Source organism: Collinsella sp. AF37-9, assembly GCF_003475115.1.
Lineage (GTDB): Bacteria > Actinomycetota > Coriobacteriia > Coriobacteriales > Coriobacteriaceae > Collinsella.
In genome coordinates this window covers 35,490-62,336 of sequence record NZ_QROQ01000007.1, presented here as the reverse complement: position 1 = coordinate 62,336, position 26,847 = coordinate 35,490, and the positions used below count along the sequence as shown (strand labels likewise).

The 26,847-nt window shown below is 58.4% G+C and carries 21 protein-coding genes and 4 tRNA genes; 2 read left to right on the top strand and 23 right to left on the bottom strand.

Annotated elements, in window-relative coordinates; all coding sequences use genetic code 11:
* Positions 1-291: 291 nt before the first annotated feature.
* From DW024_RS03745 to DW024_RS03675, 16 genes are all read right to left on the bottom strand, one after another.
* The gene (locus DW024_RS03745; protein ID WP_231501547.1) at positions 292-1,005 is read right to left on the bottom strand and encodes an MFS transporter; all 714 of its coding nucleotides are present in this window, start codon (positions 1,003-1,005) and stop codon (positions 292-294) included.
* On the bottom strand, positions 1,002-1,136 hold the full coding sequence (locus DW024_RS10370) for a hypothetical protein (protein ID WP_255413755.1): 135 nt from the start codon (positions 1,134-1,136) through the stop codon (positions 1,002-1,004). Before DW024_RS10370 ends, DW024_RS03745 begins: the two co-directional genes overlap by 4 nt.
* A gap of 3 nt (positions 1,137-1,139) precedes the next feature.
* Positions 1,140-2,438, bottom strand: coding sequence for a M20 family metallopeptidase (locus tag DW024_RS03740; protein ID WP_118377005.1), 1,299 nt, complete (start codon positions 2,436-2,438; stop codon positions 1,140-1,142).
* 116 nt (positions 2,439-2,554) lie between these two features.
* On the bottom strand, positions 2,555-3,538 hold the full coding sequence (locus DW024_RS03735; protein WP_118377004.1) for a DMT family transporter: 984 nt from the start codon (positions 3,536-3,538) through the stop codon (positions 2,555-2,557).
* A gap of 199 nt (positions 3,539-3,737) precedes the next feature.
* Positions 3,738-5,927: a YhgE/Pip domain-containing protein gene (locus DW024_RS03730; protein ID WP_118377003.1), complete on the bottom strand. Its 2,190-nt coding sequence runs from the start codon at positions 5,925-5,927 to the stop codon at positions 3,738-3,740.
* Positions 5,928-8,693, bottom strand: a complete 2,766-nt coding sequence (locus DW024_RS03725) for a YhgE/Pip domain-containing protein (protein WP_233541326.1) — start codon at positions 8,691-8,693, stop codon at positions 5,928-5,930. It abuts the gene before it with no gap.
* 503 nt (positions 8,694-9,196) lie between these two features.
* Positions 9,197-11,221, bottom strand: coding sequence for a molecular chaperone HtpG (htpG, locus tag DW024_RS03720; RefSeq protein WP_118206053.1), 2,025 nt, complete (start codon positions 11,219-11,221; stop codon positions 9,197-9,199).
* Between the two features lie 202 nt (positions 11,222-11,423).
* The gene (locus tag DW024_RS03715) at positions 11,424-11,924 is read right to left on the bottom strand and encodes a GNAT family N-acetyltransferase (protein WP_117637372.1); all 501 of its coding nucleotides are present in this window, start codon (positions 11,922-11,924) and stop codon (positions 11,424-11,426) included.
* A gap of 39 nt (positions 11,925-11,963) precedes the next feature.
* Positions 11,964-12,614, bottom strand: coding sequence for a tyrosine-protein phosphatase (locus tag DW024_RS03710; protein ID WP_055250497.1), 651 nt, complete (start codon positions 12,612-12,614; stop codon positions 11,964-11,966).
* A 17-nt stretch (positions 12,615-12,631) separates the two neighbouring features.
* Complete coding sequence (locus DW024_RS03705) at positions 12,632-13,369, bottom strand: CpsD/CapB family tyrosine-protein kinase (RefSeq protein ID WP_055250501.1); 738 nt, start codon at positions 13,367-13,369, stop codon at positions 12,632-12,634.
* Positions 13,370-13,371: 2 nt separating this feature from the next.
* Positions 13,372-14,028, bottom strand: a complete 657-nt coding sequence (locus DW024_RS03700) for a YveK family protein (protein ID WP_055250503.1) — start codon at positions 14,026-14,028, stop codon at positions 13,372-13,374.
* A 195-nt stretch (positions 14,029-14,223) separates the two neighbouring features.
* Complete coding sequence (locus tag DW024_RS03695) at positions 14,224-15,648, bottom strand: cell wall metabolism sensor histidine kinase WalK (RefSeq protein WP_117842794.1); 1,425 nt, start codon at positions 15,646-15,648, stop codon at positions 14,224-14,226.
* 3 nt (positions 15,649-15,651) lie between these two features.
* A complete protein-coding gene (locus DW024_RS03690; RefSeq protein ID WP_055250507.1) occupies positions 15,652-16,380 on the bottom strand; it encodes a response regulator transcription factor in 729 nt (242 codons plus the stop codon).
* A 64-nt stretch (positions 16,381-16,444) separates the two neighbouring features.
* Entirely contained in the window at positions 16,445-17,320 is an 876-nt protein-coding gene (pstB, locus tag DW024_RS03685; protein ID WP_118377001.1) for a phosphate ABC transporter ATP-binding protein PstB, read from the bottom strand.
* 103 nt (positions 17,321-17,423) lie between these two features.
* A complete protein-coding gene (locus DW024_RS03680; RefSeq protein WP_118377000.1) occupies positions 17,424-18,662 on the bottom strand; it encodes a sensor histidine kinase KdpD in 1,239 nt (412 codons plus the stop codon).
* 25 nt (positions 18,663-18,687) lie between these two features.
* On the bottom strand, positions 18,688-19,383 hold the full coding sequence (locus tag DW024_RS03675) for a response regulator transcription factor (protein WP_118376999.1): 696 nt from the start codon (positions 19,381-19,383) through the stop codon (positions 18,688-18,690).
* Positions 19,384-19,580: 197 nt separating this feature from the next.
* On the opposite strand from DW024_RS03675, the gene DW024_RS03670 reads away from it, so the two are divergent.
* Positions 19,581-20,921 (top strand): D-alanyl-D-alanine carboxypeptidase family protein, encoded by a 1,341-nt coding sequence (locus DW024_RS03670; RefSeq protein WP_158572158.1) that lies wholly within the window; start codon positions 19,581-19,583, stop codon positions 20,919-20,921.
* Positions 20,922-21,052: 131 nt separating this feature from the next.
* Here DW024_RS03670 and DW024_RS03665 read toward each other — a convergent pair.
* The 7 genes from DW024_RS03665 to serS all read right to left on the bottom strand — a co-directional run bounded on the left by DW024_RS03665 (position 21,053) and on the right by serS (position 26,497).
* Positions 21,053-21,143: transfer RNA gene (locus tag DW024_RS03665), tRNA-Ser, on the bottom strand.
* A 94-nt stretch (positions 21,144-21,237) separates the two neighbouring features.
* Positions 21,238-23,679, bottom strand: coding sequence for a lipopolysaccharide assembly protein LapB (locus DW024_RS03660; protein ID WP_117640788.1), 2,442 nt, complete (start codon positions 23,677-23,679; stop codon positions 21,238-21,240).
* 352 nt (positions 23,680-24,031) lie between these two features.
* Positions 24,032-24,108: transfer RNA gene (locus tag DW024_RS03655), tRNA-Arg, on the bottom strand.
* Positions 24,109-24,266: 158 nt separating this feature from the next.
* Positions 24,267-24,343 (bottom strand) — tRNA-Arg (locus DW024_RS03650).
* A gap of 165 nt (positions 24,344-24,508) precedes the next feature.
* Positions 24,509-24,585 (bottom strand) — tRNA-Arg (locus DW024_RS03645).
* 77 nt (positions 24,586-24,662) lie between these two features.
* Entirely contained in the window at positions 24,663-25,040 is a 378-nt protein-coding gene (locus DW024_RS03640) for a hypothetical protein (protein WP_117628981.1), read from the bottom strand.
* A 173-nt stretch (positions 25,041-25,213) separates the two neighbouring features.
* Entirely contained in the window at positions 25,214-26,497 is a 1,284-nt protein-coding gene (gene serS, locus DW024_RS03635) for a serine--tRNA ligase (protein WP_118376996.1), read from the bottom strand.
* Positions 26,498-26,608: 111 nt separating this feature from the next.
* Here serS and DW024_RS10185 point away from each other — a divergent pair, with 111 nt between their 5' ends.
* Positions 26,609-26,782 carry a DUF6724 family protein gene (locus DW024_RS10185; RefSeq protein WP_168170424.1) on the top strand — a complete coding sequence of 58 codons (174 nt, stop codon included), beginning with the start codon at positions 26,609-26,611 and terminating at the stop codon, positions 26,780-26,782.
* Positions 26,783-26,847: the final 65 nt, after the last annotated feature.

Genomic DNA, 26,847 nt, shown 5'->3' with positions numbered 1-26,847 from the left:
TTTGTATCGCGTCATAGGTAGTGGACATTATACGGCACAAAGCAGCAACGCGGCGGCGCGTCTGACCGAACGAGGGTATGGGGACTCGTTCGGCCAGACGCGCCGGCGCGGCAGCCGATTCGTTTTCCTCCGTCCCCAGGGGATCATCACGTGATCCGTAGGGGACGGAGGAAAGCAGATCATTTTTGTGCGCCCGTGGCCGCCGTGGAAACCGAACGATGGTACGAGCAGCCATTCGGCTCCCAGGGCGGCCGCAGACAAACGGACAAGCGGCGATGCGCTTTGGCCTACCTACTCCCCTGCCACGCTCGCGCGCAGCTTGGCAGCGATGGGCTCGGACGCCAGCAGGAACACGAGCATGACCACGGAGCACGCCAGGCACACAATCCAGGTGCTCGCAAAGGAGCCCGTGGCATCGAACAGCACGCCCGAGACAATGGCGCCCACGGTGCCGCCGACCATCTCGAGCGAGGTAATGGTGCCCGTGACCTTACCCAGGTCGGCCATGCCAAACTGCTTGGACGCGGCGATGGTAGGCGTGATGGTGCCCATGCACGTTCCAACACCAAAGCTCACAGCAGCGACAATAGGACCGAGGTCCGTCGTCGGGAAACACAGCGCCACGCAGGCGATAATGCACGCAACGGAGCCAAGGATATTGCCAAAGCGCAGGCCAAAGCGGTCATAGATCGCACCGAGCGAAATCTTGGCGATAACGACGGTAACCATGTAGGCCGAAAGCACGGTGCCTGCCCACATGGGGTCGTGGCCGCCCGTGACGATCTTGGCACCGTTGACGGTAACACTCGTCATGTTGGTAACCTGGTTGGGCAGGATGGCGCCATTGACCAAGCCCATAAAGAGGAAGGCGACGACGAGCAGCCAAAATGCCGGGCTCTTCTTGATACGAGACCAGCCGACGCTAACCTCGGGGGCCGTATGCTCGTCCTTATCGCCCGCGGTGGAAACAGACGGATCGCCCGGGTTCTCGCCGAGCGGCTTCAGGCCAATATCGGAAGGTTTGGTGCGGAAGGAATAGTCATGCAGTTAACGAAAATGGTGTAGCACGTGGCCATGATGACAAAGCCGGAGGCCACCACGAACCAGCCAGGGAAAAATTTACGTTGCTGGGACATGGATTACTCCTTGTGGTCCGCAAAGTATCCGAGAGCGACGGCGGCATAAGCCGCGGCGCCGAGGGGAAGCTCGGCATCGTTAAAGCGCGCCTTGGGATGATGCTGGGCAAAATGCTCGTCCGCATCGGTCACGGCCGCGCCCACCGTAAAGTACGCACTTGGGATCTCGCTCGAGATAAGTGCGAAATCCTCGCTCGCCATGGCGTGGAATAGCGGCAGGAAGGCAGCCTTGGGCAGCACCGCGCCCACGTAGCCAAGCGAGGCCTGGGTCATATCGCTGTCGAGCACGAGCGGCGGAACGTCCGAAAGCGTCTCGATGGTTGCCAGCGTACGATATGTTGCGGCAACGCCGTTGACGACCTCCGCGATGCGGGTCTTAAGGTGAGCCATGAGCTCGACATCGAAGCCGCGCAACGTTCCCTCGAGCACGCAGGTGTCGGGGATGACGTTGGCCGCCAAACCGCCAGCGAACTTACCCACGGTAAGCGCGACCTCCTTGGCTGCCGGCACCTCGCGAGAGATAAGCTCCTGAAGCGCCAGGTGCACATGCACGCCGGCCGTGATGGGGTCGATGCAGATCTCGGGGCTCGAGCCATGGCCACCCTTGCCCTGCAGCGTGATGCGGAAACCGTACACGCCCGAGAGCGCCGGACTCCCATAGAGCACCAGGCCAAGCGGCGACTGGCTATTGACATGCATGGCAAAGGCGGCCTGGGGACGCGGGTTCTGCAGCAGACCGTCGGCGATGGCGGCGCGGGCACCCTCAAAGGTTTCCTCGCCCGGCTGGAACAGCAACTTAACTGTGGCGTTAGCGTCGACAAGCTCGGACTCGCGGGCCTTGAGCAAACGGGCCGCGCCGAGCAGCGCCGTCGCATGCATATCGTGGCCACAAGCGTGCATGCAGCCGTTGGTGGAAGCGAAAGGCTCGCCCGATTCCTCGACAACGGGCAGGGCATCCATGTCGCCGCGAAGCATGATGACCGTACCGGCCTGTTCGTCCGTGCAGACGCCATTGCCCTGGGCCGCGGCGGCACCGGCGCCGACAAGGCCCACAACACAGGAACCATCGACGAGCGTGGCAAATGGGATTTCCATCTCGGTCAGGCGCGCTTGAATATACGCAGAGGTCTGCGGGAGGCTATTACCCAGCTCGGGCATCTGGTGTAAATCGTGTCGCCACACAGCGAGCTCGTCTGCAAAAGCCTGAGCTTCTGCAACGAGACCGTCACCGATAGCGGCCTGCGCCGCTGCGGTGGCCTTGGGCGCTGATTGCGGTTGAAGATCGGACAGAGCTGGTGCCATAAATGCCCTCCAGTAACGTTTTTGCAGCAAGCACTTTGATAGCGTAAAGTGCAAGGTACAACTTTAAGGGCGACGCATAAAAAATGCCGCCCCGAGAGGGCGGCGCAACAAGTTGTTTACAATTGCGGGCGCGGCTTTTTGCGCAAAAAATCGAAGTGAGTCTCGCTCAAGATAATCGACAGGAAGATAAGCACGAAGCCGGCGAGCAGGCGCGAGGTGAGCGCCTCCCCCATCAGCAGCACCGAAAACAACACGCCCGAAGGCGACTCCATCGAAAGAAGCAGTGAGCCCGTCGAGGCGGGGACATGCGCCAAACCGACGTTTTGGACGAGCAGCGCCGCGCATGTGCAGCCCACCGAGAGGAAAACAGCCACACCGATAAACTCCGGCGTCCATGCAGAGAGGGGCGCCTGAGTCTCGAATAGCAGCGACGTGATTAAACTCAAAACGCCATTGCCCACAAACATCCAAAACGTGATGACGTTGATGTCCATCTTGCGACCGTACTTGGCAGTCACCGCCATCTGGATGGCGAAGAAGATCGCGCCGCCCAAGGTAATAACATCGCCGGCATTGAACTCGACGCTATCGAGCGCTACCAGGCCAATACCCGCCAGGCACAACAACGCTGCACCCAGGTTATACCGGGTAAGCTTTTCACCGCTCAGGACATAGCTTGCAAACGGCACAAGGATGCAATACGTGCCGGTCAAAAAAGCGCTCTTGCCCGCCGTGGTCTGTGCCAGGCCGATCGTCTGCAAACCGTAGGCACCCCACATGAGCGCGCCCATGCCAAGCCCGACGATCAGGTTGCGGGCATTGAAATGAGCGATGATGCGCTTATGGAAAATTGCAAACATAACCAGTGATGCCGGGAGAAAGCGAACATAGACCAGCTCGAACACCGGAATGGTGTCGAGTGCATCTTTCATGGTGGTAAAGGAATAGCCCCAGATGACCGCCACCGAAAGCAGCAAGACCTTCCAGAAGAACGGAGAACGCGCGCCGGCGCCGCGGGAGGTGCCGCCGGCACCCAGGTCTTCGCGCGCTACAGGGCTATCGGGCATGTTTTCGATTTCATCAACGGCATTCTGAGCCATAGGGCATCCTCGCGCTCAGTCTGGGCGTGGTGTCCGCACGTGCATGGCCGCGTGCCGCCTCATGGTCAAATAAAACGGGGCGCACCGGACCCCCGGCACGCCCCGCTACTGTAGCAACAACCAGCGTTGCACCGCAATCCAGCCCACTAAAGCGTCAGCAAAGTGAACCTCGACGTTTTGTCAATGTCACGCTGTTGCACTAAATAAGCTTCGTGCTTTCAAGCTTTTCGATGATCCAGTCGTTGGCTTTGATGACCGGGCGGCGGAAGACGACGCCCAGTGCCAGCGACGGAATCAGATAGCTCGCCAGAATGCCTAGCTCAATCCAGTACTCCATATGGTAGGCGCCAGCCATGGCGGCATGCATGGCGTTGATGCCGTGGGTGAACGGCAGGAACGGATAGATCGCCTGGAACACAGGGCCGGTCATCTCGATGGGGAACGTACCGCCCGAACCGCCGACCTGCATAACCAACAGCACGACGGCGAGCGCCTTGCCGATATCGCCAAACGAAACCGTAAGCGTGTAGACGATATTGGAGAACACGAGACTCGCGACCCAACCCGCCAGCACAAATTGCAGCGGGTTGTCGCACTGAATGCCAAAGAACAGGATGTCGCCCGCGCACACGAGTGTCGCCTGCAGCAGGGCCAGACCTCCAAAGAACAGGTAGCGGCCCAGGTAGATCTCGTGCAGGCGCACGGGGATCAGCTCGTTGATGAGCTCATCGTCAACCGAGACCTTCATCATGGCCGCCAGTACAATCGAGCCCACCCACAGCGACAGAATCGTGTAGAACGGTGCCATGGCCGAACCGTAGTTGCGGATCGGATAGACCGGTTTGCGGTCGAGCGCGACGGGGCCGGAAAGCGACACGGCGAGGCCCTCAGGGTCGTTGCCAATCATCGTCTTGATCGTGGCAAGGTCGTCCGACATCAGGGCGCCATCGAGCTCGTCCTTAAAGGCGCTGATCTTATCGGACGCTTCACCTAGCTGATCGGAAGCCTTGTTGACCAGCTTGGCGGCCTTGGAGAGGCCCTTAGCCAACGAGCCGGATGCATCGGTGAGGCCGCTCACGGCACTATCCAGATTGCTCGAAATATCGTTCAGCGAATCCAAAACGCCCGAGATGGTCTTCTTGAGCTCCTTTGCCTTGACCGAGAACGTGGAGTCGTAGTCGGACTTAGCGCCCGAGATGCCCGCCTTGGCATCGGCGATGGCCTGGTCGACCTCGGCACGCGTGCTGTTGACCTCTGCCATGCTGTCGGAAAGGGACTTTGCGGTTGCCCTCAGGTCGTTGGCATTGTTACGATACTCCGTCGCGATCCTGCCCAGCGATGTAGCCACAGACTTGAGGCTGTCCTGGAGCTTTTCGTCACTCACCTGATCGGCAAAGCTGCGGAGCTGGTCGGCCGTGTCGTCGATTTCCTTGGCGCGCGATTCGAGTTCCGACGCGGCTTCGTTGAGCTGGGTCACCGTAACGTTGACATGCTGGTTTGCGGCGTCGAAAGCCTTCGCGAGCTCGGCGGACACGTTGTCAAACGAGCCCGCACTTCCGTCAATCGCGGCGTTGATGGCGTCGTTGGCGGCCTTGAGTGCTTCCTTGGAATCACTAATGCCGCTCTCGGCGTGCTCCATCAACTGCTTGGTAGATTCATCGACCTTACCCGTCTGCTGGAGCATACCGCTCGCCGACGTCAACGAATCGGAGGTCGAGCTCAAAATGCCCGCCAGCGAAGTCGCGTTGGCTTGAACGTCCTGCAGGTCCTCGACCGAATCGCCCAGTGTCGAGGACAGGTTGGCGATAAAGCTGCTGACCTGATCGGTGCTCATGTAATCGAGCAGGCTGGACACGGTCTTAAGGCCGATGGTCGTGATGGTCTTGGTAAAGGTCTCATTCACCTGGCTCTGGACGGCGCTCGAACCCTTTTCGGTCACGATCTGGGCGATGGCGTTAGCCTTCTGGTTTTCGTAGAACTCGATGTCGGCGTGCTTCACGTTGGTCGAGAAAAGCGTCATCATGTCGGCGCTAAACGTCTTGGGGATAACGACGGCGGCATAGTATGTGCCCGACTTAACGCCCTCAATCGCCTTATCGCGGTCGTTGAGGACAACCCAGTCAAAGTTCTCGTTACCGCGCAGGGTCGCCGTCACGTTTTCGCCCACGTTGATCTCGACGGGAATCAGGTCGCTCTCGTAGCCCTCATCGGTGTTGACCACTGCAATCTTAAGGTTGCCGGTATTGCCGTACGGATCCCAGCTGCCGGCGATGTTAAACCACGCGTACAGGCACGGCACGATAATGAGGCCCATCACGACGACCATGCCGATCACGGAGCGAGACACGTTTTGGACATCACGCTTAAACAGGTGCAGGATGTTCTTCATTTATGCCTCACCTCCTTTAGAGTGCTTGCCAAGCAGGGTGGTATCTCCATCATTTGTAGCTGTGCTGTCGCTGCCCTGAGATTTACGATGCGCACCAATATGCGGCAGACGGCTCGTGGGCTGTTCGCTGTCCTTGGTGCCCCGCTCGCTGGCGTTGAGACCAAACATGCGACGGGCGGCAGGGATGGCAGCCGTGTGCTCGCGCATCTCGCGGCGCAAGTCCTCGTCCGAAAGCGCCGAGATGCGCATCTGGGTGTTGAGGCTTGCACGGATGTACTCGATGTTGATGAGCCAGCCGCAGATGGCAATGACCGAGATAATCCAGATAACGAGCAGGATGATCTTGCCGTTATTGTCGATATCGAGCACCGTCGAAAGCACAAAGAGCAGAACCTGCACGCCTACCACGGCGGCAAAACCGCCCTTGATGTAGTACGGGTAGCGATGCTCAAACGCCACGGCATGATCGAGCAGCTCGCGACGGTACGAATCCGAATCGAGCATGACGCGCATGGCCGTGCGCAGCGAATAGCGCTGGCGCGGTAGGTCGTTGGACTCGCAGATCATGAGGCCCGTCGTGGAAAGCTGCTTATCAAAGAGCAGATTGAGGTTGAGCAGCAACGGGCGCAGCTGCAGACCGATAAAGAGCGCGATGGCAAGGAACACGCCCAGGATGCACAGGTTGAACAGGTAGTTGAACGAATACATGCCACCGACGGTCTCGCGCAGCAGGTTGATGCCATAAGTGAAGGGCAGCAGCGGATGCAGCCATTGGAAGAAGCCGGGCATCATCTCGATGGGATACATGCCCGACGAGCCGGGGATCTGCACAATGACGAGGATGACGCCAATGGCTTTACCGATATGCTTAAACGTGGTGGACAGCGCATAGATGATGTTGACGTAGGTGAACGAAATAGCGATGCCGCCCAGTACAAAGAGCAGCGGATTGACGCACTGAACGCCAATGACCAGGTCGCCCACCGTAACGATAATGGCCTGGAACGCGCCCAGGATCACCAGCAGCAGCCAGCGGCCAAAGTAGCCCTGACGCGCCGTAAAGCTACCGATGCCCTCGCGGTCGACCTCGAGTTTATAGATAGCGATGAGCACATAGCCGCCTACCCACAGCGCCAGATTGGTGTAGAAGGGCGCGATGCCCGAGCCAAAGCTCTTGACCGGATAGATTGACTTGGACGTCAGCTCAACCGGAGATGCCATGAAATCTGCCACGTCATTGACGTCGACGTCCATGAGGTCGGCTAACTCGCCCATAGACTCAGAGGTCTGCAGCGCCGCAATGTCATTGGCGGCGGTCGCGAGCTTGTCCTGAACCTTGGCAAGGGAGGCGTCGGTTTGGGATAGCGTGGTCTTTGCCTGCTTGAGCGTGGCGTCGAGCTGCGCCAGCGTGCCGCGCGCGCTCGCTATCGTGGGGGTCATACCCGACACAATGCCGGTCAAATCGCCCGAAACGGCGGCAAAGGAATCAAGCGCGCTCGAAGCCTTCGGAAGTGCGTTCTGACCCAGATCGGTCTGAGCCTGACCGAGGTTAGCCGTACCGGTCTGAATTGCCGCGTTGAGTGCGTTGCTCGCGTTCGAGATTGCCGTAGCGTCGTTTGCCATGGCGCTCGACTGTGCAGAAAGGCCATCCTTGATGCTCTGCAGCTTCTGGTTTTGCTCGCGAAGCGAATCGATGGTCGATACAATGCGCGCGTCAATTTCCTCGGAACCTGTCGACGCGTCATTAACGAGAATCTCCAAGTGTCCGATAACGACCTTATTGTGATCGATCGTCGCCTGGAGAGACTCGAGCGAGTTGTCGATGCGGGTGGTCGTAGATGTGACCGTACCCGTTAGCTTGCCAATCGCAGCGTTCGCGGAGGCTGACGTCTTGGTGAGTGCAAGGCTACCTTCCGAGAGTGCCTTGGAGAGCGAGGTGATAGAGTTGCCCGCCGTGGCGCGAGCCTCGCCCAGCAGGTCGTTGCCCTGGGAGATCGCCTGCGTTAGAGAGGGCGCCTGCCCCTGCAGGCCCGCCAGCGCAGCATCGGCCGAAGCAATCGAGCTGCTCGTCTTGTCGATGGCGGTGTTCATGTCGCCGATGGAATCGCGTACTTCGCCCAGGGTATCAGACGCCTCGGACACCGAGCCCGCCAGCGAATCCCGGGTCTGGGTCGCCTTGTCTTTAAGGTCGATGCCAGCATCTTTAGCAATGCCCGCGACGGTCTCGCCCACCGTGGAGACAAACTCCGAGTTGATCTGCTCCTCGATGGTATTGGCGCCAGTGTCGGTGACCTTGGGCGCAATAGCGCTCTTCTTCTCGTTGACGTAGTACGTGAGCTTGGGCTGATGGTAATTGCCGTCGAGCATCGAGACCAGGTTATCTGAGAAGTTCTTGGGGATTACGATGGCCGCATAGTACTCACCACTCTCGACGCCCTCTTTGGCATCGGCGGCCGAATCGACGAAGGTCCAGCCCAGCTGATCGTTTTCCTTGAGCTGATCGACGACCTTGTCGCCCGCATTGAGCTCGCCCACCAGGTCGTTTTGGGTTCCCTGGTCGTTGTTGGCGATAGCAATCTTGATGCCCCGGGTGTTTCCGTACGGATCCCAGTTTGCCACGATGTTGTACCAGGCATACAGCGAGGGAATAACACACACGCCGAGGGTAACCACCAAGGCGACGGGGTTCACGAGCAATCGCTTGATGTCACGCTTAAAGATCGCAAAGGATACCTTTGCGTTGGATAGTTTGCTGCCGAGACTCACGCTTAGACCATCCATCCTGTCGTTGAATCAAATCGTACTATCAAAAACCATTGTACGTAGGCGCTTTAGCGTCTCGAAGCACAATGGTATTGAGTTTTGCGGGTAGCAATATACTACGAAGATTAGTTAACGTACAGTTGTACAGTATCTTTAATTTCAGCAGGTCACAAAACCACAACCCGCACAAATTAGCAATCCGAATAGTCATCGGGGGCGTTCTTAAACTACCAGTCAAACAAGAACGTCCCCAATGACTACCCTACTCATTTAAGTCTGTCCCCAATGAGTAGGTAGCAGCAATGGCAACGTCGATGTTTTGGTAGCGACAGCGAAAGCCCGCCAGAGCGAGCAAGGTGCCTTGAAACAAGGCGGCATTGACCTTCTGGTCATGCCGCCGAAGTTGAAAGGCAGATTGCCGCTCTGGCGGGCTTGCAGCGTCGGCCGGTCCGCCGTTCGCTAGAACGGCGGAACTAATAGGTTCGTAGAACCGCGTAACTACCAAACTACATAAGTTCGCAAACAGCCGCCGCGAAGGCAACGGGGTCCTCGGGGAGGATGCCCTCGACCAGCAGGGCCTGATCGTAGAGCAAGCCGGAGTACTGCTTGATCTTATCGGCGTCGCCTGCCTTCTGGGCAGCGACAAGCTTGTCAAAGACCGGGTGCTTGGCGTTGAGCTCGAGCACGCGCTGGCTCTTGGGCATGCCGTTGGGCGCGCCCTCGGGCCCCTTCTGGAGCACCTTCTCCATCTCGAGCGAAAGCGGACCCTCGGTGGTGATGCAAGCGGGGGCATCGGTCAGGCGCGCGGAGACGGCAACTTTCTCGACCTTGTCACCGAGCGCCTCCTTCATAGCGCTAAAGAGGTCCTCGTTTTCCTTGGTGGCGTCCTCGGCCTCCTTCTTCTCGTCCTCGGTCGCCAGATCAAGATCGCCAGTCGCGACGTTCTTGAGCTCCAGGTGACGATCCTCGACCTCGGGCTCGGCACCGTCGGCAACGGCCTTCTCGGCAGCCTCGCGGGCGGCGTCGTCTTCGTAGATCTTAGGCATATCGGCGGCAACGTACTCACGCATAGCCTGGAACGTAAACTCATCCACATCCTGCGTCAGCAACAGCACGTCATAGCCGCGCTCGAGCACGCCCTTTACCACGGGCATCTTGGCCAAGCGCTCACGCGAGTCGCCGGCGGCGTAGTAGATGGCCTTCTGATCCTCGGGCATGCCCTTGGCATACTCGGCCAGGGTAATCATCTTCTGCTCCTTGGCAGACCAGAACAGTAGCAGGTCGGCGAGCTCATCGGCCTTCATGCCATAGCTCGAGTAGATGCCGTACTTAAGGCCGCGGCCAAAGTTCTCAAAGAACTTCTCGTAGGCCTCGCGGTCGTTGTCGCGCATGTCCTCAAGATCGGCAGTGATCTTCTTCTCGACACGCTTGGCAATGGCCTTGAGCTGACGGTTCTGTTGCAGCGTCTCACGCGAAATATTGAGCGTCACGTCGGCAGAGTCCACGACACCGCGCACAAAGTTGTAGTAGTCGGGCAGCAAGTCGTCGCACTTCTCCATAATCAGCACGTTGGAACTGTAGAGCGCCAGGCCCTTCTCGTAGTCCTTGCTGTACAGATCGAACGGGGCGCGACCCGGCACAAACAGCAGCGCATCGTACTCAAGCGTACCCTCGGCATGGAAGCTGATAGTGCGCGCGGGATCGTCAAAGTCGTGGAACGTGGACTTGTAGAACTCGTTGTAATCCTTCTGCTCAACGTCGGAGCTGCGCTTTTTCCAAATCGGCGTCATGGAGTTGATGGTCTCGAGCTCCTGGTAGTCCTCGTACTCGGGCTTGTAGTCGTCGCCGGCGTCCTCGGGCTTGGGTTTCTGGCGGCTCTTGCTCACCATCATCTGAATCGGGTAGCGCACATAGTTGCTGTACTGCTGAATCAGGCTCTTGAGGCCCCACTCGGTCAGGAAGCGATCGTAGGTCTCGGCCTCGCCGTCGGCGTCGAGCTTCTCGTTCTCGCGCAGCGTCAGGATGACATCGGTGCCGTGCTCGGCGCGCTCGCCGTCTTCGATGGTGTAACCCTCAAGACCATCAGACTCCCACACGTGAGCGGTGTCCTCGCCATAGGCGCGGCTGACAACCTTTACGTGGCTGGCAACCATAAAGGCAGAGTAGAAGCCCACGCCAAACTGACCGATGATGTCGACATCGGAACCCTGCTGCTCGGCGTTCTCAGTCTTAAACTCCTCGGAGCCGGAATGGGCGATGGTGCCCAGATTGCGCTCGAGCTCCTCGGCGGTCATGCCGATACCGTTATCCGAAATGGTGATGGTACGGGCATCTTTATCAAAGGAAACACGGATGGCCAGGTCGCCCTGGTCGAGCTTGACACTCGGATCCTGCAGGCTCTTAAAGTTGAGCTTGTCGACGGCATCGCTCGCGTTGGAGATAAGCTCGCGCAGGAAGATTTCCTTATTGGTGTAGATGGAGTTGATCATGAGGTCGAGCAGTTTTTTGCTCTCGGTCTTAAATTGACGCATGTGCAGTCCTTTCGCGCTACCCCCGTCCGCAAAAACGGCCCGGTTGCCCGAGCCGCATTGCAGACCTGCTATGTTCAGACTTAGATTTTATAACCCATTAGCGCGCATATATACATACGGAATCGAAAAACTGTATGTCCAAACGCTCTGATGCGCCAATTGCCAAGGAGTGTCCCCGACTGCCGGCAGGAAAGGAACGTCCCTATCTGCCATCTACGCGCTTGGCCATCCAAGCATGGGGCTGGCCCTCGTCTTCGTAGTCCACCGGGGCAATCTGCGTGTAACCCGCCTTGGCATAGAGCGGCAGCACGTATTCCTGCGCATGCAGCTTAATGAGCTTGGCGCCGGCATCACGCGCGCACGTATCACTGGCCTCGACAATCTTGCTCGCCAAACCGCGACGGCGCATGCTCGGCAGCACGGCCACGCGCCCCATAATGTAGGTCTCCCCCGCCGCGACGCCTTCGTCCAAGTCGCACGCCGGCGACACCGGAGCCTCTGCGTCAGCTGCGCGCTCGAGTTCTTCGGGAAACACGCGCGAGCAACCGGCAAGCTCACCGTCTACATAGAGCGTCACATGAATGCAGTTCGGATCCTCGTCGATAGCGTCAAACTCATTCTCGTAGCCCTGCTCGTCCATAAAAACGACGCGGCGCACCAACGCCGCGTCATCAAAGCATCCCGTCTTAAGTTGGATATCCATGGCTGCCCTTTCATTCAATGCGAACGTTAGGGACAGATTTTAGCGAAAGTGAGCTCCGCGCACGCTAAACTTCGCGCGAGCCTTCGCCAGGCAGTCGTAATGACCCACGTTATGGGCATCGCTCGCGATGAAGCTGTACAGGTTCTGATCGAACAGGCGCTGTGCCGGCTTTTTCTCGCGACCAAAGCGACCGCCGGCAATAAAGTCCGCCGAAGCCTGCAGCTTGCAGCCCATATCGACCAGGCGCTCCGCCACGCTTACATCCTTTTGAACCGCACGATAGCGCTCAGGATGAGCGATGATCACCTGGTAGCCACGGCACTGCAAATCGTAAATCGTGTTCTCGTACTCTCTAAACGCATACGCATCGGCATGCGTCGAAAGCTCGAGCAGAAACTCGTTGGTCCCATCGAAATGCAAGTGATCCGCGGCATCGATACCAAGCTCAACGAGCTTTCGATGGTTGACCTCGAAGCCCATCTGGAGCGGAAAACCGTCAGCGTTATCGCGCAGCAGCTCAAAGGCATCCCACATCTTGTCGTAATCAAAATAGGGATCACGGCAGTGAGGAGTGCAAACGATTCTGGTTACACCGGCCCGCTTGGCAGCCTCGAGCATCGCCAAGCTCTCTTCGAGATCGGCGGCGCCGTCGTCTACACCCGGCAAGATATGGCAATGAATGTCACGCATAGGTCAGCCTTAATCAACTAAACGTTTGCTCGGTTGGTGAAGATGCCCTTTTTGGAAGTGCCCTGATCGTCGGAGCCCTTCTTAACCTTCTTACCGTCCTTGGTGTAGTAAGAATAGTAGTACTCGCTGGTCTCGGTCTCACAGTAATTCATGACGGTACCGATGAGCTTGACCTTCTCGGACTTCTTAAGCTGGGCGATAGCGTTGAGCGCCTCTTCGCGCTTGGTAAAGTCCTCGCGCACCACGAACAGCGCGCCGTCGGTCAAGCTGGCAATCTCGGCAGCATCGATAAAGGTGCCGACCGGAGGAGCATCGAAGATGACGTACTGGAACTTAGCAGACAGTGCCTTTACCAGCTTGGCAAAGCGGTGAGAGACGATGATATCGGCAGGATTGGGAATGTGCGGCTCGGCATCGAGGAAGTAGAAGTTCTTCTGACCCGTCTCGACAATTGCCTGGTCAATGGAGATCTGCTCGGAAAGGACCGCATAGAGTCCGCCGCGCGAACGAACGCCGAGCATATCGGAAAGGGACCTGCGGCGCATATCGGCCTCGACCAGGAGCACGGACTTGCCGCTCGTGGCGATTGCCTGAGCAAGGTTAATGGAAACCGTAGACTTGCCCTCGTTGGGAATCGAGGAGGTAACGGTGATGGTGCGAATGGGGTCGTCCACGCTCGCAAAGCGGATGTTGGCCAGAAGGGTCTTGGCGGCATTCTGTACAACGAGCTTATCGGTGTTCTTTGCCTTAGCCATGCCTATTTACCACCTTTCATAGCCGGAATTCGGCCAACAACGGGAATACCCAGGAGCTCTTCTGCCTCTTCGGCACCGCGGATGCGGGTATTGAGCATGTCTGCCAAAACGACATAGGCAACTGCGATAAAGATACCGGCGAGGAACGCGACGGCAATATACAGCGTGCGCTTGGGGCCGCTGGGGGCTTCGGGGGTCTTAGCCTCGTCGATAACGTTGATGCTCTGGGCAGCGCCGACGTTCTGAGCGACCGTACTCACCGAGCTGGCAATGGCCTTTGCGACCTCAGCCGTCTCCTTGGCATCGGTGCCGGTAACCGAAAGCGTAATGACACGCGTGGTGGTCTCGGAGGAAACAGACACCTTGTAGTCATCCAGATCGGTGAGGCCCAGTTCTTTGGCGGCGCCGCTCTTAACGCTATCACTATCCAGCAGCGTGGCGATATCGTTGGAAAGCATCTGGCTCGCCGAGAGATCGTTGTAGCTCATCTGACCGCTATCGTCGGTCTTGGCGAGAATGTACATGCTCGTCGTCGCGGTATAGGTGTTGTCCATCGCAACGAAGGACACGATGCCCATGGCGATCGCGCAGACCACCGGAAGGGTGATGACCAGCTTGAGGTGCTTCTTCAGCAGCTGGAACAGTTCGAGAAGGGTCATGCAGCTTGCCTTTCATTTCCCCAGTTCGGATTGACAAAACTGTCCGTATGTTATCGCATCTTTTTACCGAGACCAAACTCTATACATAAGAAACAGGCTCTCCTGTAAAAATGTCGGAAGCAATCGTAAAATTGCGCAACAACGCCGCACCCGAAAGTCAAATGCGGCGTCTACATCAATATCTATGTTGTATCGCTATGCGAATGGCTCGTCCTGCTGTATGGGAAACGTCACCGTAATGGTGGTTCCCACGCCCAACTCACTCGACAGATCGAGCGTGGCGTGATGATACAGGGCCGCATGCTTGACAATGGCAAGCCCCAGGCCGGTTCCGCCGCGTGCCTTGGACCTACTCTTGTCCACGCGATAGAACCGCTCAAATACCTTGCCCTGTTCTTCAGGCGCGATACCGATTCCCGTGTCGGCGACAGCGAGGAACGGATGGTCTTCGTCGTTGGTGCCGCACTGCAACGTAACCGTACCGCCGGGTCGATTGTAGCGGATGGCGTTGCTTGCCAGATTATAGATGAGCTCGTCGATCAAGCGCGACACGCCTTCGATGACCACAGGCTTGGTCTCATGACTTATCGTCACATTCGCTTGACGGGCGACCTGTTCAAGACGCTGCTCAACCGCGTAGATCGCACGCGAGAGCTCAATAGGCTCCGTGGAACCAATGGGCACTGTCTCGCCTTCAGTCGCACGTTCGGCCTCGTCCAAGTTAGACAGCGTAAGGATGTCGTTGACAAGCGCTGCCAAGCGGCCCGCCTCACGATAGATGCGACCGCCAAAGTTGCGCAGGTCGTCCTCGCCCTCGACCATGCCATTTGCGATGAGCTCGGCATAGCCCGAAATCGCCGTAAGCGGCGTCTTGAGCTCATGGGTGATATTCGCCGTGAACTCGCGGCGCATACGGTCGTTGTCCGCTAGCACCGCCATTTGGCGCTTGAGTTCCTGGCGCTGCGACTCGATGCGCTCAAGCATGGGAACCATCTCGGCATAGGCGTGCTCATAGCTACGGCGTGGGTGATCCAAATCCACCTCTTGTAACGGCGCGATGATGGCACGGGACTCACGGCGCGCCATAAAAAACGAGAGTACTGCACCCGCTGCTGCGATAAGCAGCATCGGCGCCAGCATCGACAGCAAAATCGCCGCAACGCCAGGCTGGGCCTGCGCCAAGCGAACGACCTGGCCGTTATCAAGGGTGACGGCGCGATACAGCATAATCTCGTCGAGTGTAGAGCTTGCGCGCTCCGCGGAACCCGAACCACTCTCAAAGGCCTCGATGACCTCGGGGCGATCGCCATGGTTGGGCAGTGTGGAAGGCGACGCCTCGTTGTCGTAGGCAACCGATCCATCCTTGTTAATCAGCGTGATGCGTAAGTCCTCGCGATCGAGGCTACGCAAGAACGGGATGGGCTCCTGCTGCTCGTCGAGGGCGGCAGCAATGAGCTCGGTTTCCTGCGCCAGATTGGCACTCGTGGCATCCGCCAAGGTGTTTTGCACAAAGAACGCACCCAGCACCGTAAACGCCACGATAACCGCCATGGCGCAAACAAAGATCGTCACAAAAACGCGGTGCGACAGCGTTTGTTTTCCCTGGGGGGCGAAGACCACGGGTTACTCCTCCGATGCGGTGGACGCGGTGTCGTCACCTTCGGCACCATCACCGGCAGAAGGCTCAGCCAAGCGGTAGCCCACGCCGCGCACGGTCTCGATGGCGCTGGCATGCTCGCCCAGTTTTTGGCGAAGCGTCTGCACGTGCACGTCAACGGTGCGCGAACCGCCGTCGAAGTCCCAGCCCCACACGCTCTGCAGCAACGACTCGCGGGTAAAGACCACGCCGGGCTTGCGCATGAGATACTCAAGCAGGTCGAACTCGCGCAGGGTGAGCTTAAGCGGCTCGCCGGCAACGGTCACCTCGCGATGGCTGGGCGAGAGCACGATGTCGCCCACACTGAGCACATCGCTCGCCTGCTTGACCATGCCGCCGCGACGCAGCAGTGCGCGGCAACGGCTCGCAAGCTCCATGAGCGAAAACGGCTTAGTCAGGTAATCGTCGGCACCGCCATCGAGCGCCATCACCTTGTCGAGCTCGGTGTCCTTGGCAGTAAGCATCATGATGGGCACCGTCGCCGTCAGGCGGTCGGCACGCAGGCGACGCATAATTGCCAGGCCATCGGTATCGGGCAACATGATGTCGAGCAGGACAGCATCGGGCACCCGTCGCGCCACAGCAGCCTTAAACTCACCATCGCACGAAAAGCCCTCGGCCTCGATCCCCTGCTTGCGCAGCGCATAGACCGTCAAATCCCTGATGTTGTCATCGTCCTCGACGTAATAGATCATGTTGAACCCCTTTGCGGCCGGCATGACCGCATCTTAACCCTAAAGGTACCTTTACGAGATGGTATCAGCCAAAACGTCCCGTCAAATAATCCGCTGTGCGCGAATCGGTCGGTTTTTTGAAGAGCTGAGCGGTGGGCGCGTGCTCCACCAGCTCGCCCAGCAAGAAAAACGCGACCGAGTCGGAGATGCGCGCCGCCTGCTGCATATTGTGCGTAACGACCACCAACGTGCAGGTCTCCTTGAGCTCGCAGGCAAGCTGCTCCACCACCAGCGTCGACACGGGGTCGAGGGCGCTCGTGGGCTCATCCATCAGCAGGATGTCGGGTTGCACGGCAAGCGCGCGGGCGATGCACAGGCGCTGCTGCTGCCCGCCCGAAAGGCCCAGGCCCGACTCCTTGAGCTTGTCCTTGACCTCATCCCACAGAGCGGCTCGACGAAGGGAATCCTCGACCAGCTCATCCAGCACGGCGCGATCGCGCACGCCCATGCCACGGGGGCCGTACGCGACGTTGTCATAAATGCTCATGGGAAACGGGTTAGGACGCTGGAACACCATGCCCACGCGCTGGCGCAGACGGCAGACGTCGTAGTCGCCCAGGATATCCTGGCCATCGAGCGCGATCTTGCCCTTGATGCGGCAATCCTTGATGTCGTCGTTCATGCGGTTAAAGCAGCGCAGCAACGTGGACTTTCCGCAGCCCGAAGGACCGATAAACGAGGTGATCTGCTTGTCGCGGATCTTGATGGACACGTCCTTGAGTGCACGGTGGTCGCCATAGAACAAATCGAGGCCCTCGACGTCGATGCGCGTCGGCGAGGCGGCAAGGTCCTGCGCCGTGGGGCGCGTCGCGTCTCCGACTTCGCGCTCGTGCGCAGCCTTGGCTCGCGCCTCCATTAGCTCCTCGAGCTCCGTGGGCTCCATAGCCACACCAGCCGTCATACCGCATACCTCCACGTCGATATCAATTCAGCAGTATCGATAGTAGAAACCGCGGCTCATACGCACGTGAGCGCATTGTCAGGTGTTTGTAAGGGCGCCTACGCTACGCGGCGGGCAGCTCGATGGTAAAAACGGTATGCTCGGGCGTCGATTCGCACGCGATGGTGCCGCCATGCGCGCATACAATCTCCTTGGCGATGGCGAGACCCAGCCCAGCGCCGCCGCGATTGGTCGCACGCGCCGCATCCAGGCGATAGAACTTCTCAAAGATCACCTTGAGCTTTGGCTCAGGGATCGGATCGCCCTGGTTTATAAATCGTACGCGCACGCCGCCGTTACCCAAACGTCTGGCCTCAATCGTGATCATCGAGCCTTCATAGCTATAGGCAACGGCGTTTTTCATGATGTTGTTGAATACGCGAGCCATCTTGTCGCCGTCCACGAGCACCGTCAGATCCTCGCAGATATCAACCTGGGCTTCTTTATGCTGTTCGTTGAGAATGGGATAGAACTCGTCGGCCACCTGTGCCAGTAAGAGCCCCAAATCGACGTAGCTGCGGGTGAGCACGATATCGTGGAAATCAAAGCGCGTGATGTCGAAGAACTCCTCGATGAGCGCATCGAGCCGGTGGGCCTTGTCGAGTGCCACGCCCGTAAAACGTGTGCGCTGCTCAAGCGGCAAATCGGGGGCCTCCTGCAAGAGCGAAAGGTAGCCCACCACGCTGGCGAGCGGCGTGCGCAGGTCGTGCGCCAGGTACGTCACCAGGTCATCTTTGCGGTGGGATTCGTCACGCAGGGCTTGTTGAACCCTACGCTCGCAATCGCGCGCCCGGTTGAGCGCGCCCTCGACCTCGAGGAAGTCGCCGTCAATGTTGTCCCATGTGTCGGGGTTATCGATCAGACGGTCCTGAATGCGGGCGGCGATCACGCGGTCGGCATGCTGCTCGCCCTGCTCATAACCCTGGTAGTACAGGGCACGCCCGCAAAAGAACAGGACGCACACGGCAAGTGCCAGCACAAAGCCAAGCATGTTGAACACAAAGCCGGCATCAAAGAACACGGGCTCGCGAATACCGCCAAGCGCCAGGGCCCCGATCGCCAGCGTAAGGGTCCACGCGGCACCGCCGATTACCACGCAGCGGCGAACGATTTCGAATCGATCGATCAGCAAAAAGCCAATGAGCAGCACCGCCAGGATGCCAACGATATTGTCGATGCCGATGAGCAGCAGACTCAGCATAAAGAGCAGTACCGTCGCCAACGCACGGTTGTCAACGACCGCCCTTACGTATTCAAAGAGTCGATCGGGCACCTCGAATACCCGCCTATCGTCTTTTGTCATATCCACTTCCCCACCATCAAAGGCGTTATTCGATTATGTAGCCGACGCCCCAGACGTTTTTGATAAAGCGCGGCTTTTGAGCGTCGTCGCCGATCTTTTCGCGCAGGTGGCGAATGTGCACCATCACCGTATTGTTGGAGCCGGGCATAAAATCCTCGTTCCACACCGCGCGGAACAGGTCCTCCACGGCCACCACGCTGCCGCGATGCTCGACCAGATACAGCAAGATGGAATACTCGATGGGCGTGAGGCGAACCGGTGAACCGTCCACTGTCACGGAACGAGCATCGCGGTTGATCTCAAGGCCGTCGAGCTGGATGGTCGGCGACTCGGCCGCCTGCGCGCGGCTACCGTAGCTGGTGTAGCGACGAAGCTGAGCGTGCACGCGTGCGATGAGCTCAAGCGGACGGAACGGCTTGACCACATAATCGTCCGCGCCAAGCGAAAGGCCCTCGATCTTGTCTTGCTGGGCATCGCGCGCCGTCAGCATGATCACGGGATGGGTATGGCTGGAACGGATCGTACGTAGCAGCTCAAAGCCATCGATATCGGGCAGCATGACATCCAGCAGCGCCAGATCGAACTCCTGCTCCAAGATTGCCTTGGCAGCATCGGCCCCGCTATAGGCGACCTGTACGTCAAAGCCTTCTTTTGTAAGGTAGATACCAACCAAGTCGGCGATGGCCTTTTCGTCATCAACTACCAAAATGCGCTCGTTCATGCGTGCTCCTCTCGCGCTCCATTATGCCCGAGGGGGCGCATGCCACACACAACAAGCGTGGGTGATTAAGTCGGCCTTAAGCACCCTTGTGCCCGTTCGGGCGCGGATGTGGGCCACGCACGCACGCGATGATCGCCGACACCGGCAAACGATATACTCTAGTTCCAGAAGAGACCATCCCGTCGAAAGCGAAATCTGTGAAGTCCCTCATCTCTTTTGCAAAGCGCTCAGCCCAGCTTGCCGCCGGCTTTGTCTGCGCTATCGCCCTTGCCGCTGGCGTGCCCACCGTCGCCGGCGCCCAAGTGCTCACGACCGACAATGTTTGCGGCAAAACCGCCGATGCGCGCGGCATCACGGCCGAAAACCTGCCCGATATCGATGCGACCAATGCCCTCGTCATGGGCAAAGACGGCACCGTCTACTATGGGCGCGGCGCCGATGAGCAGGTCAAAATCGCCTCGATCACCAAGGTCATGACCGCAATCCTAACCGTCGAGAATTGCAAGATGGACGAGAAGGTCACGGTAAGCAACACCGCGGCCACCGTGGGCAATTCGACCGCCGGCTTGCTCGAAGGCGACGAGCTTACCGTGGAACAGGCACTGCGCGGCCTGATGATTCCCTCGGGCAACGACGCCGCCATCGTGCTCGCCGAATATGTGGGCAAGAAGATCGAGCCTAAGACCAAAGACGCCGAGGCCACCTTTGTGAAGGCCATGAACGAGCGCGCTAAGAAGCTCGGCTGCACCGGTACGCTTTTTGAAAACCCGCATGGTCTGGACTTTGATGAGTGGGCTGGCGATATGCACTCAACCGCACACGACGTAGCGCTGATGATGCAGGAGGCCATGAAAAACGACACGATCCGCGAGGTCGTAGCGAGCGAGGATTCCTGGATCGAGGTCACGGGCGCCGACGGCGCCGACCATTCGCATTCCATGGACACGCATAACTATTTGCTGGGCCAAGATGGCAACATCGGTGGCAAGACCGGCACCACCGACGACGCGGGCTATTGCTTTACGAGCGCCTACAACCGCGACGGCGACGAGATCTACACCGTCGTTTTGAACTCCACCACCACCGACCAGCGCTTTACCGATACCGCAACCCTTGCCAATTGGTACTACGGTCACAAGGTGACGGTCGCAATCGCCAACACGCAGGAAAAGACCGCCAACGGCAACCCGCTTATGGCGCGTATTGGCCAAACCGACTGGACGGATAAGACGATCGACGCCACACTCGCCGATCCTACGGCGCAAGCGACCGTGTTTTCCCTTGCCGGCGAGGTGACCGAAAAGGTTAGCTACGACGATCTTTCGGGCACGGTGCATGTGGGCGATAAGGTGGGTAGCGTTACGCTCAAGCAGGACGGCACCAAGATCGCCGTCATGGACCTGGTTGCCGACGAAGAAGGCGCTGGGCCGAATCCCATTGAATGGCTCCTTGTGAAGCTCGACCGTCTGGGCCGTCGCATCGACAACCGCCCGCTCACGGCAGAAAGCGAGACCGTCGCCAAGGCGCCCGAGGTGTAGTGCGCAAGAATAATAAGCCCACTGAAAGGAGGCGTCCGAAAGGATGCCTCTTTTTTTGAGGGTTCGAATCCCCAGATGCCATTCTTGATAATAAAAAGGGCCCCAAATGGGACCCTTCTTCAAATTCGTACTGGCGGAGAGCTGGGGATTCGAACCCCAGATGCCCTTTTGGGGCATACTCGCTTAGCAGGCGAGCACCTTCGGCCTCTCGGTCAGCTCTCCGTAACAGCCGTTCTATAGTAACCAAACAGTCGAAGTTGGGCAAGAGGGAATTTTCTAATTGCCCAGCGGCCTTTCCTCCTTGCAGTTTTCGCCCCTACCCCAGCGAGCGGTTGAGGGAGCCGAGCTCGTCGTTGCCCATGGTACGCCACATTTGGAAGATGCAACCGCGCGCCAGGAAAAAGAAGCCGTTATCGACCAGCTGCACGGCGGCATCCGCAAGCTGGTTGGCCACCGCGGGCACGGGCGGCAATTCGAGTCCAGCCCTGCGGATGGTCTCGACCGCTTCCTCGAACGTCGGAGGCTCGCTGACACCCATCTCGTTCATAAGGCCCTGCATTTCTTCCAGCGCGCTGCTGCCCGACTCCTCGCCGCGCGGCACCAGACGGTAACAAGCCAGCGCCAGGTCGAGCTGATCGCAATTCCAATAGGCAAACGCCAAGCGATAGAACAGGTAGCCGATTGCAGAACGATCGCTGGCAATACGTAGGCCGTGGCGCGCCACCTCGATAATCTCGTCAAAGCGCTCCAGACGCGCGAGCACGTTGATGAGCGCAAAGTGCGACTGCATGGACGAGCGCGCCAGATCGTAAAGATGGCGCACCTCGGGCAGTGCTCGTTCAAAGTCCTCTTGCTCGGCGTAAAAACTGCAGATCTCGTGCTGGGCAAAGTACAGCGCATCGGGCGCACGAAGGATTCGCACAGAGCGGTCTTCTTCCAACACCGGTAGCACCATGCGCACCAGCTGGTTATCGCAAAACTGCGTTTGAACCGGACCTGTCGCCAAAAGCTCGGCGACGGCGCACTTAGCCTCCAACTCCTCGACAAGACGGGAAAAGCCTTCAAAAGCACCTGTACGGTCGACTTTTGCCTGCTCGCGCAATTCAACAACACGGGCCACGTATGGGTCGTCGTCCTCTTCCATGACCTCCAACTCGTCAGCCGTATCGGCAAGCAGCAGATCGCGCAGCGCCGGCGGCAGCGTGCGATGGTCATCACGCGGACGAGCATGAACCTCCGCAGGCTCAATCGTCTCCGGAGCGGTTGACTCATACGCCTCAAGTACACGCTTGCACGGCATATCGTCCATGTCCATGCTCTCAAGATCCTTGACGACAGGCACGCAATCGGCCAGATAGGCCGCGCGCCCAAAGAAATACGTTGCGACAACGCGCTCGCCCTGCTCACTGCCGGGAGCAGCAATCTGCACATAGCAGCGCGTGATGCAGGTGCCCGCGGCAAAACACGCTGCTGCAAGCGTGAGTGCCACGCGCGCATCGTGCTCCGCGGCCCAGATCGCACGCGCGTCCTCGTCCAACTCGCGCCAGGCGTCATCTTGAGCGTCGTATTCACGTTGCGGCATGGCATCAACGACAGACTGCCCAAACCGAACGAGCATGATCCCCTCGGCAACGTTTGCCCGATAGGTATAGTCGAGCCGCGTGACCACGTTAAGTGCCTCGACAATACGCGCGAAGCGGGTACGCACATCCCACTCACCGCCCGGCTGGCAAGCCACCGTACCCGGTTTGCCCCACGGGTTATCGCTCGAGGCCGTATCGAGCAGTCGGGGAACATCGTTGGTCGTCTTGGCGATATGCCACGCATCAAAGAGCGCGCAGCCCTCAAGGCTCGGCGAGGATGCCGCAGGGACCAATCCGGCCCCGATGTGCTCAAGGATGCCGGAGAGACGGTTAAGACGGCACTCGATGGCAAGCAGCATGTCAATCTCGTCCTGGTCCAGCAGGCTGCGATCAAAATTGAGATAGAAAAGCTTTGAGCGATCGATGCGAGCCAGGCTCATCTCGGACTTAGCGGCGATGGTGCGCAAGCGGGGCAAGTCAATTTCACTCATAAGGGCGGCGGCATAGCGCTCGATACCGCTCGGATTCTCGGCATGGTCAACGCGGTAGAGCAGCGTCTCGATAGCGTCAGGGAGCGGTGCCGTGTTAAAGCCCAAAAACACCTCGACCGGCTCGGGCAACTTTACGAGCTTGATCTTGTCGACAACGTTTTGCATACCCTCGTCGAGTCCGTCGGCGTCCGCCGTGCTCGCAATGGTATTTTCGGAGTCAGCGAATATCACGTAGCGCAGGAACATCGATGCCATGAACTCACCGTAAGGAAGGGAGCGGGTCGAATTCCATGTCTCGTGATCGGACTGTTCGCGCATGGGGCCTTCGGGAGAGCCGACGGTTCGCGCGCACGCGCGCATCGTGCCGTTTGCTCCCCTCACCATAATCTCACCAATACCGGAGTCCGACTCGTCAAGGACCAGTTCCATGTCGGGATCGTTGGGCAGCGGAGCCTCGCTAACGGGGCGGTCCACCTTGTACACCTCACCCGAAACGCTTACGTAGCCCAAAAGCGACACATGGCTTTTGCCAACGAATTCGACGACATAACAAGATTCATGCTGATCCTCGCCAAAGAGTTTCCAGACCACGCCATATGAGCGTCCCGCAGGCTGCTCGGACATCGCCGGAAAGCGCTTCTTGGGATCGAGAAACCTGAGCTTGTATGTCGGACGCTCTGCCACGAAATATCACCCTGATCGGTCGCTTGAGAAGGAGTGGTCGCGAATAAGTCGCGACATCTACTCGGAATCTTACACGAGTCGACAGGAAATCGTCCCTTTGGACGAAAGCACTCAAGCTGGCGTAAAAGAAAAGCCCCCGTTGCCGGGAGCTTTAATCTCAAATGGTGCGGCGTATAGGATTCCGCGCATCCGCTGCGCGGATCCGCACCGGCTTCGCCCGCCTGCCGGCGTGCTCGCCCGCGGGCTAAAAACGCTCCGCGTTTTCTTTACGCCCGCGCCTCGACCGAGGTTCGAATCCATGCGGTGTTTACGTAAAAGAAAAGCCCCCGTTGCCGGGAGCTTTAATCTCAAATGGTGCGGCGTATAGGATTCGAACCTATGACGTTCTGATTCGTAGTCAGACCCTCTATCCAGCTGAGGTAACGCCGCGACTTGTTGATTATTATGCACAGAGACTGAATAATGGTCAAGCATTTTTTCAAAAAAAGTTATCGAATTTGATTTTTAATCATTTGGAGGGCTTGGCGCGATCTTCGACGCATCGCGATATAAGAAAAGCCCCCGTCGCCGGGAGCTTTAAAGTCAATTGGTGCGGCGTATAGGATTCGAACCTATGACGTTCTGATTCGTAGTCAGACCCTCTATCCAGCTGAGGTAACGCCGCAACGCACGGATTATTATGCACGCGAGCCCCCGATGGGTCAAGCGACAATTAGAAAAAAATTTTACGGAGTGATAATTAAGTTGTTCGTGCCTCGACCGAGGTTCGAATCCATGCGGTGCTGCCATAAAAGAAAAGCCCCCGTTGCCGGAGGCTTTCAATTTCAATTGGTGCGGCGTATAGGATTCGAACCTATGACGTTCTGATTCGTAGTCAGACCCTCTATCCAGCTGAGGTAACGCCGCAGCGCAAGACATATAAAACCACTTTAGCTTATTGGAGTCAAGCACAATTTCAAACTTTTTTGTGGAACGCAGTCTTGTCATGCTGCTCCGCATATACCGTCGTTCCCCGTACGATCGATTGGCTTTTCGATCACGTCAAACTTAGCATCAAGTTCCCTCAGGAGCGATCTCACCCGCTGGGCACAATCATAATCGGCAAACGAGATACTCAACATGCGAGCAACCTGGTTAGATGTCCGGACCCCATAGAAATGCTCCAGGGCCACAAGCCCCTCGTGCGCCACAAACGTCTCAACCACATGAGGCGACTCCTCAAAGCACCATTGGGTCAACGGACCCCCGCTCGTCTGTCGAACCACCAGGCCACCCATGCCAGACGGCTCACACGTTACAAGCAGGTACTCCCCGCCCTCGTCGCTCTCAAACAAAACCACCCGATCATCAAACAGCTCCATCGCGTCCCCTTTCTCTCGCTCTTATTTAGCAAAAGCATAGCAGGTAGATTGCTGTATACAGAACAGTTGTTCGTGTGTTTTCTATTGAGCTGTCCGCACGGCATGGTATGGACCTGCGCACGAAATAGGGCGCCCCCGAAGGAGCGCCCTTGCATATCGCCTATGCAGCCAAGTTACGCGACCGGCTCGATCTTCTCGAGGCCGCCCATGTAGGGACGCAGGACCTCGGGGATCGTGATGGTGCCGTCGGCGTTCTGGTAGTTCTCCAGAATGGCAGCCATGGTACGGCCAGCCGGCAGGCCGGAACCGTTGAGGGTGTGCAGATAGCGCGAACCCTTGAAGTTCTCGGGGTCGCGATACTTGATGTTGGCGCGGCGAGCCTGGAAGTCACCGCAGTTGGAGCAGGAGCTGATCTCCTTGTAGGCGTTGTAGCTCGGCAGCCAGACCTCGATGTCGTAGGTCTGACGGGCAGAGAAGCCCAAGTCGCCGGTGCACAGGCTAATCACGCGATACGGAAGGCCCAGCTGCTGCAGCAGGTACTCGGCCTCGGCGGTCATGCTCTCGAGCTCCTCGTCGGACTCCTCCGGCTTAGCGAACTTGACCATCTCGACCTTGTCGAACTCGTGCTGACGGATGATGCCACGGGTATCGCGACCGGCGGAACCGGCCTCCTCGCGGAAGCAGGGGGTGAAGGCGGTGTAGCGGCGCGGCAGGGTGTCGGCGTCGAGGAGCTCACCGGCGTGCAGGTTGGTGAGCACGACCTCGGCGGTGGGGATCAGGAAGTTGTCGCCCGAGACGTGATAGGCGTCGTCCTCGAACTTGGGCAGCTGGCCCGTGCCGAACATGGTCTGACGCTTGACGACGATGGGCGGCCACCACTCCTTAAAACCACGGCTGGTGTGCGTATCGAGGAAGAAGTTGATGAGGGCGCGCTCAAGACGGGCGCCGGCGCCACCGAGAACGGTGAAGCGGCTGCCGGAGAGCTTGTTGCCGCGCTCGAAGTCAAGGATGTCGAGGTCGGTGCCCAGATCCCAGTGCGGCTTAAAGTCGAAGTCGAACTCGCGCGGGGTGCCCCAACGACGGCGCTCGATGTTCTCGTCCTCGTCCTTGCCGTACGGCGTGGCCTCGCAGGGAATGTTGGGCAGGTGAGCCATGAAGTCGTACTGCTCCTGCTCGAGGGCGGTGCGGCGCTCGGCCAGACCGTCAATCTTCTCGTTGACGGCGCGCACGGCCTCCTTGGCGGCCTCGGCCTCGTCCTTCTTGCCCTCCTTCATCAGGGCGCCGATCTTCTTGGACTCGGCATTGCGCGTGGCTTGAAGTTCCTCAACCTCGGTGATGACGGCACGACGCTCGTCGTCGAGCTCAAAGAACTTCTCGCGATCCCAAGACGTCTGGCGGTTAGCCATGGCGACATCGATGGCATCGGGGTTCTCGCGAACAAACTTGATATCAAGCATTAGATCCTCCGGCGATATACATTCCATTTAGGTTGCAACCTTGTACATGTATGGGCAAGTATATACTTATGAGCGTTTACGACCCAACTCAACTACGCAAGAAGGCACCCAATGGACGCAGTTTTTTCCTTTTTGTTTGGCACCCGCACCGGTTTTGCCATCCTTTTCGCCGGCGGCATCCTGCTGTTTGCGATTATTGCCTTTGTAATGGAGAAGCGCACCCATAAGATGTATGTCGACCGCGGCCCCAAGTCCGAGGACGAAGAAGACAGCTTCTGGGACTAACCTGCCAAAAAGGGACAGGTTTATTTTGGTCGGTTTTATCTGGGCAAACGCAAGTGCCCCGCAAC

Bases quoted from the DNA above. Each gene is read 5' to 3' on its own strand.
- pstB (WP_118377001.1), bottom strand. From the start codon at position 17,320: ATGACGGCTGGTGTGGCTATGGAGCCCACGGAGCTCGAGGAGCTAATG.
- DW024_RS10370 (WP_255413755.1), bottom strand. From the start codon at position 1,136: ATGTCCCAGCAACGTAAATTTTTCCCTGGCTGGTTCGTGGTGGCCTCC.
- DW024_RS03700 (WP_055250503.1), bottom strand. From the start codon at position 14,028: ATGACCCTTCTCGAACTGTTCCAGCTGCTGAAGAAGCACCTCAAGCTG.
- DW024_RS03680 (WP_118377000.1), bottom strand. From the start codon at position 18,662: ATGACAAAAGACGATAGGCGGGTATTCGAGGTGCCCGATCGACTCTTT.
- DW024_RS03735 (WP_118377004.1), bottom strand. From the start codon at position 3,538: ATGGCTCAGAATGCCGTTGATGAAATCGAAAACATGCCCGATAGCCCT.
- DW024_RS03705 (WP_055250501.1), bottom strand. From the start codon at position 13,369: ATGGCTAAGGCAAAGAACACCGATAAGCTCGTTGTACAGAATGCCGCC.
- DW024_RS03675 (WP_118376999.1), bottom strand. From the start codon at position 19,383: ATGAACGAGCGCATTTTGGTAGTTGATGACGAAAAGGCCATCGCCGAC.
- DW024_RS03690 (WP_055250507.1), bottom strand. From the start codon at position 16,380: ATGATCTATTACGTCGAGGACGATGACAACATCAGGGATTTGACGGTC.
- DW024_RS10185 (WP_168170424.1), top strand. From the start codon at position 26,609: ATGGACGCAGTTTTTTCCTTTTTGTTTGGCACCCGCACCGGTTTTGCC.
- DW024_RS03640 (WP_117628981.1), bottom strand. From the start codon at position 25,040: ATGGAGCTGTTTGATGATCGGGTGGTTTTGTTTGAGAGCGACGAGGGC.
- DW024_RS03715 (WP_117637372.1), bottom strand. From the start codon at position 11,924: ATGGATATCCAACTTAAGACGGGATGCTTTGATGACGCGGCGTTGGTG.
- DW024_RS03730 (WP_118377003.1), bottom strand. From the start codon at position 5,927: ATGAAGAACATCCTGCACCTGTTTAAGCGTGATGTCCAAAACGTGTCT.
- DW024_RS03740 (WP_118377005.1), bottom strand. From the start codon at position 2,438: ATGGCACCAGCTCTGTCCGATCTTCAACCGCAATCAGCGCCCAAGGCC.
- DW024_RS03710 (WP_055250497.1), bottom strand. From the start codon at position 12,614: ATGCGTGACATTCATTGCCATATCTTGCCGGGTGTAGACGACGGCGCC.
- serS (WP_118376996.1), bottom strand. From the start codon at position 26,497: ATGCTTGATATCAAGTTTGTTCGCGAGAACCCCGATGCCATCGATGTC.
- htpG (WP_118206053.1), bottom strand. From the start codon at position 11,221: ATGCGTCAATTTAAGACCGAGAGCAAAAAACTGCTCGACCTCATGATC.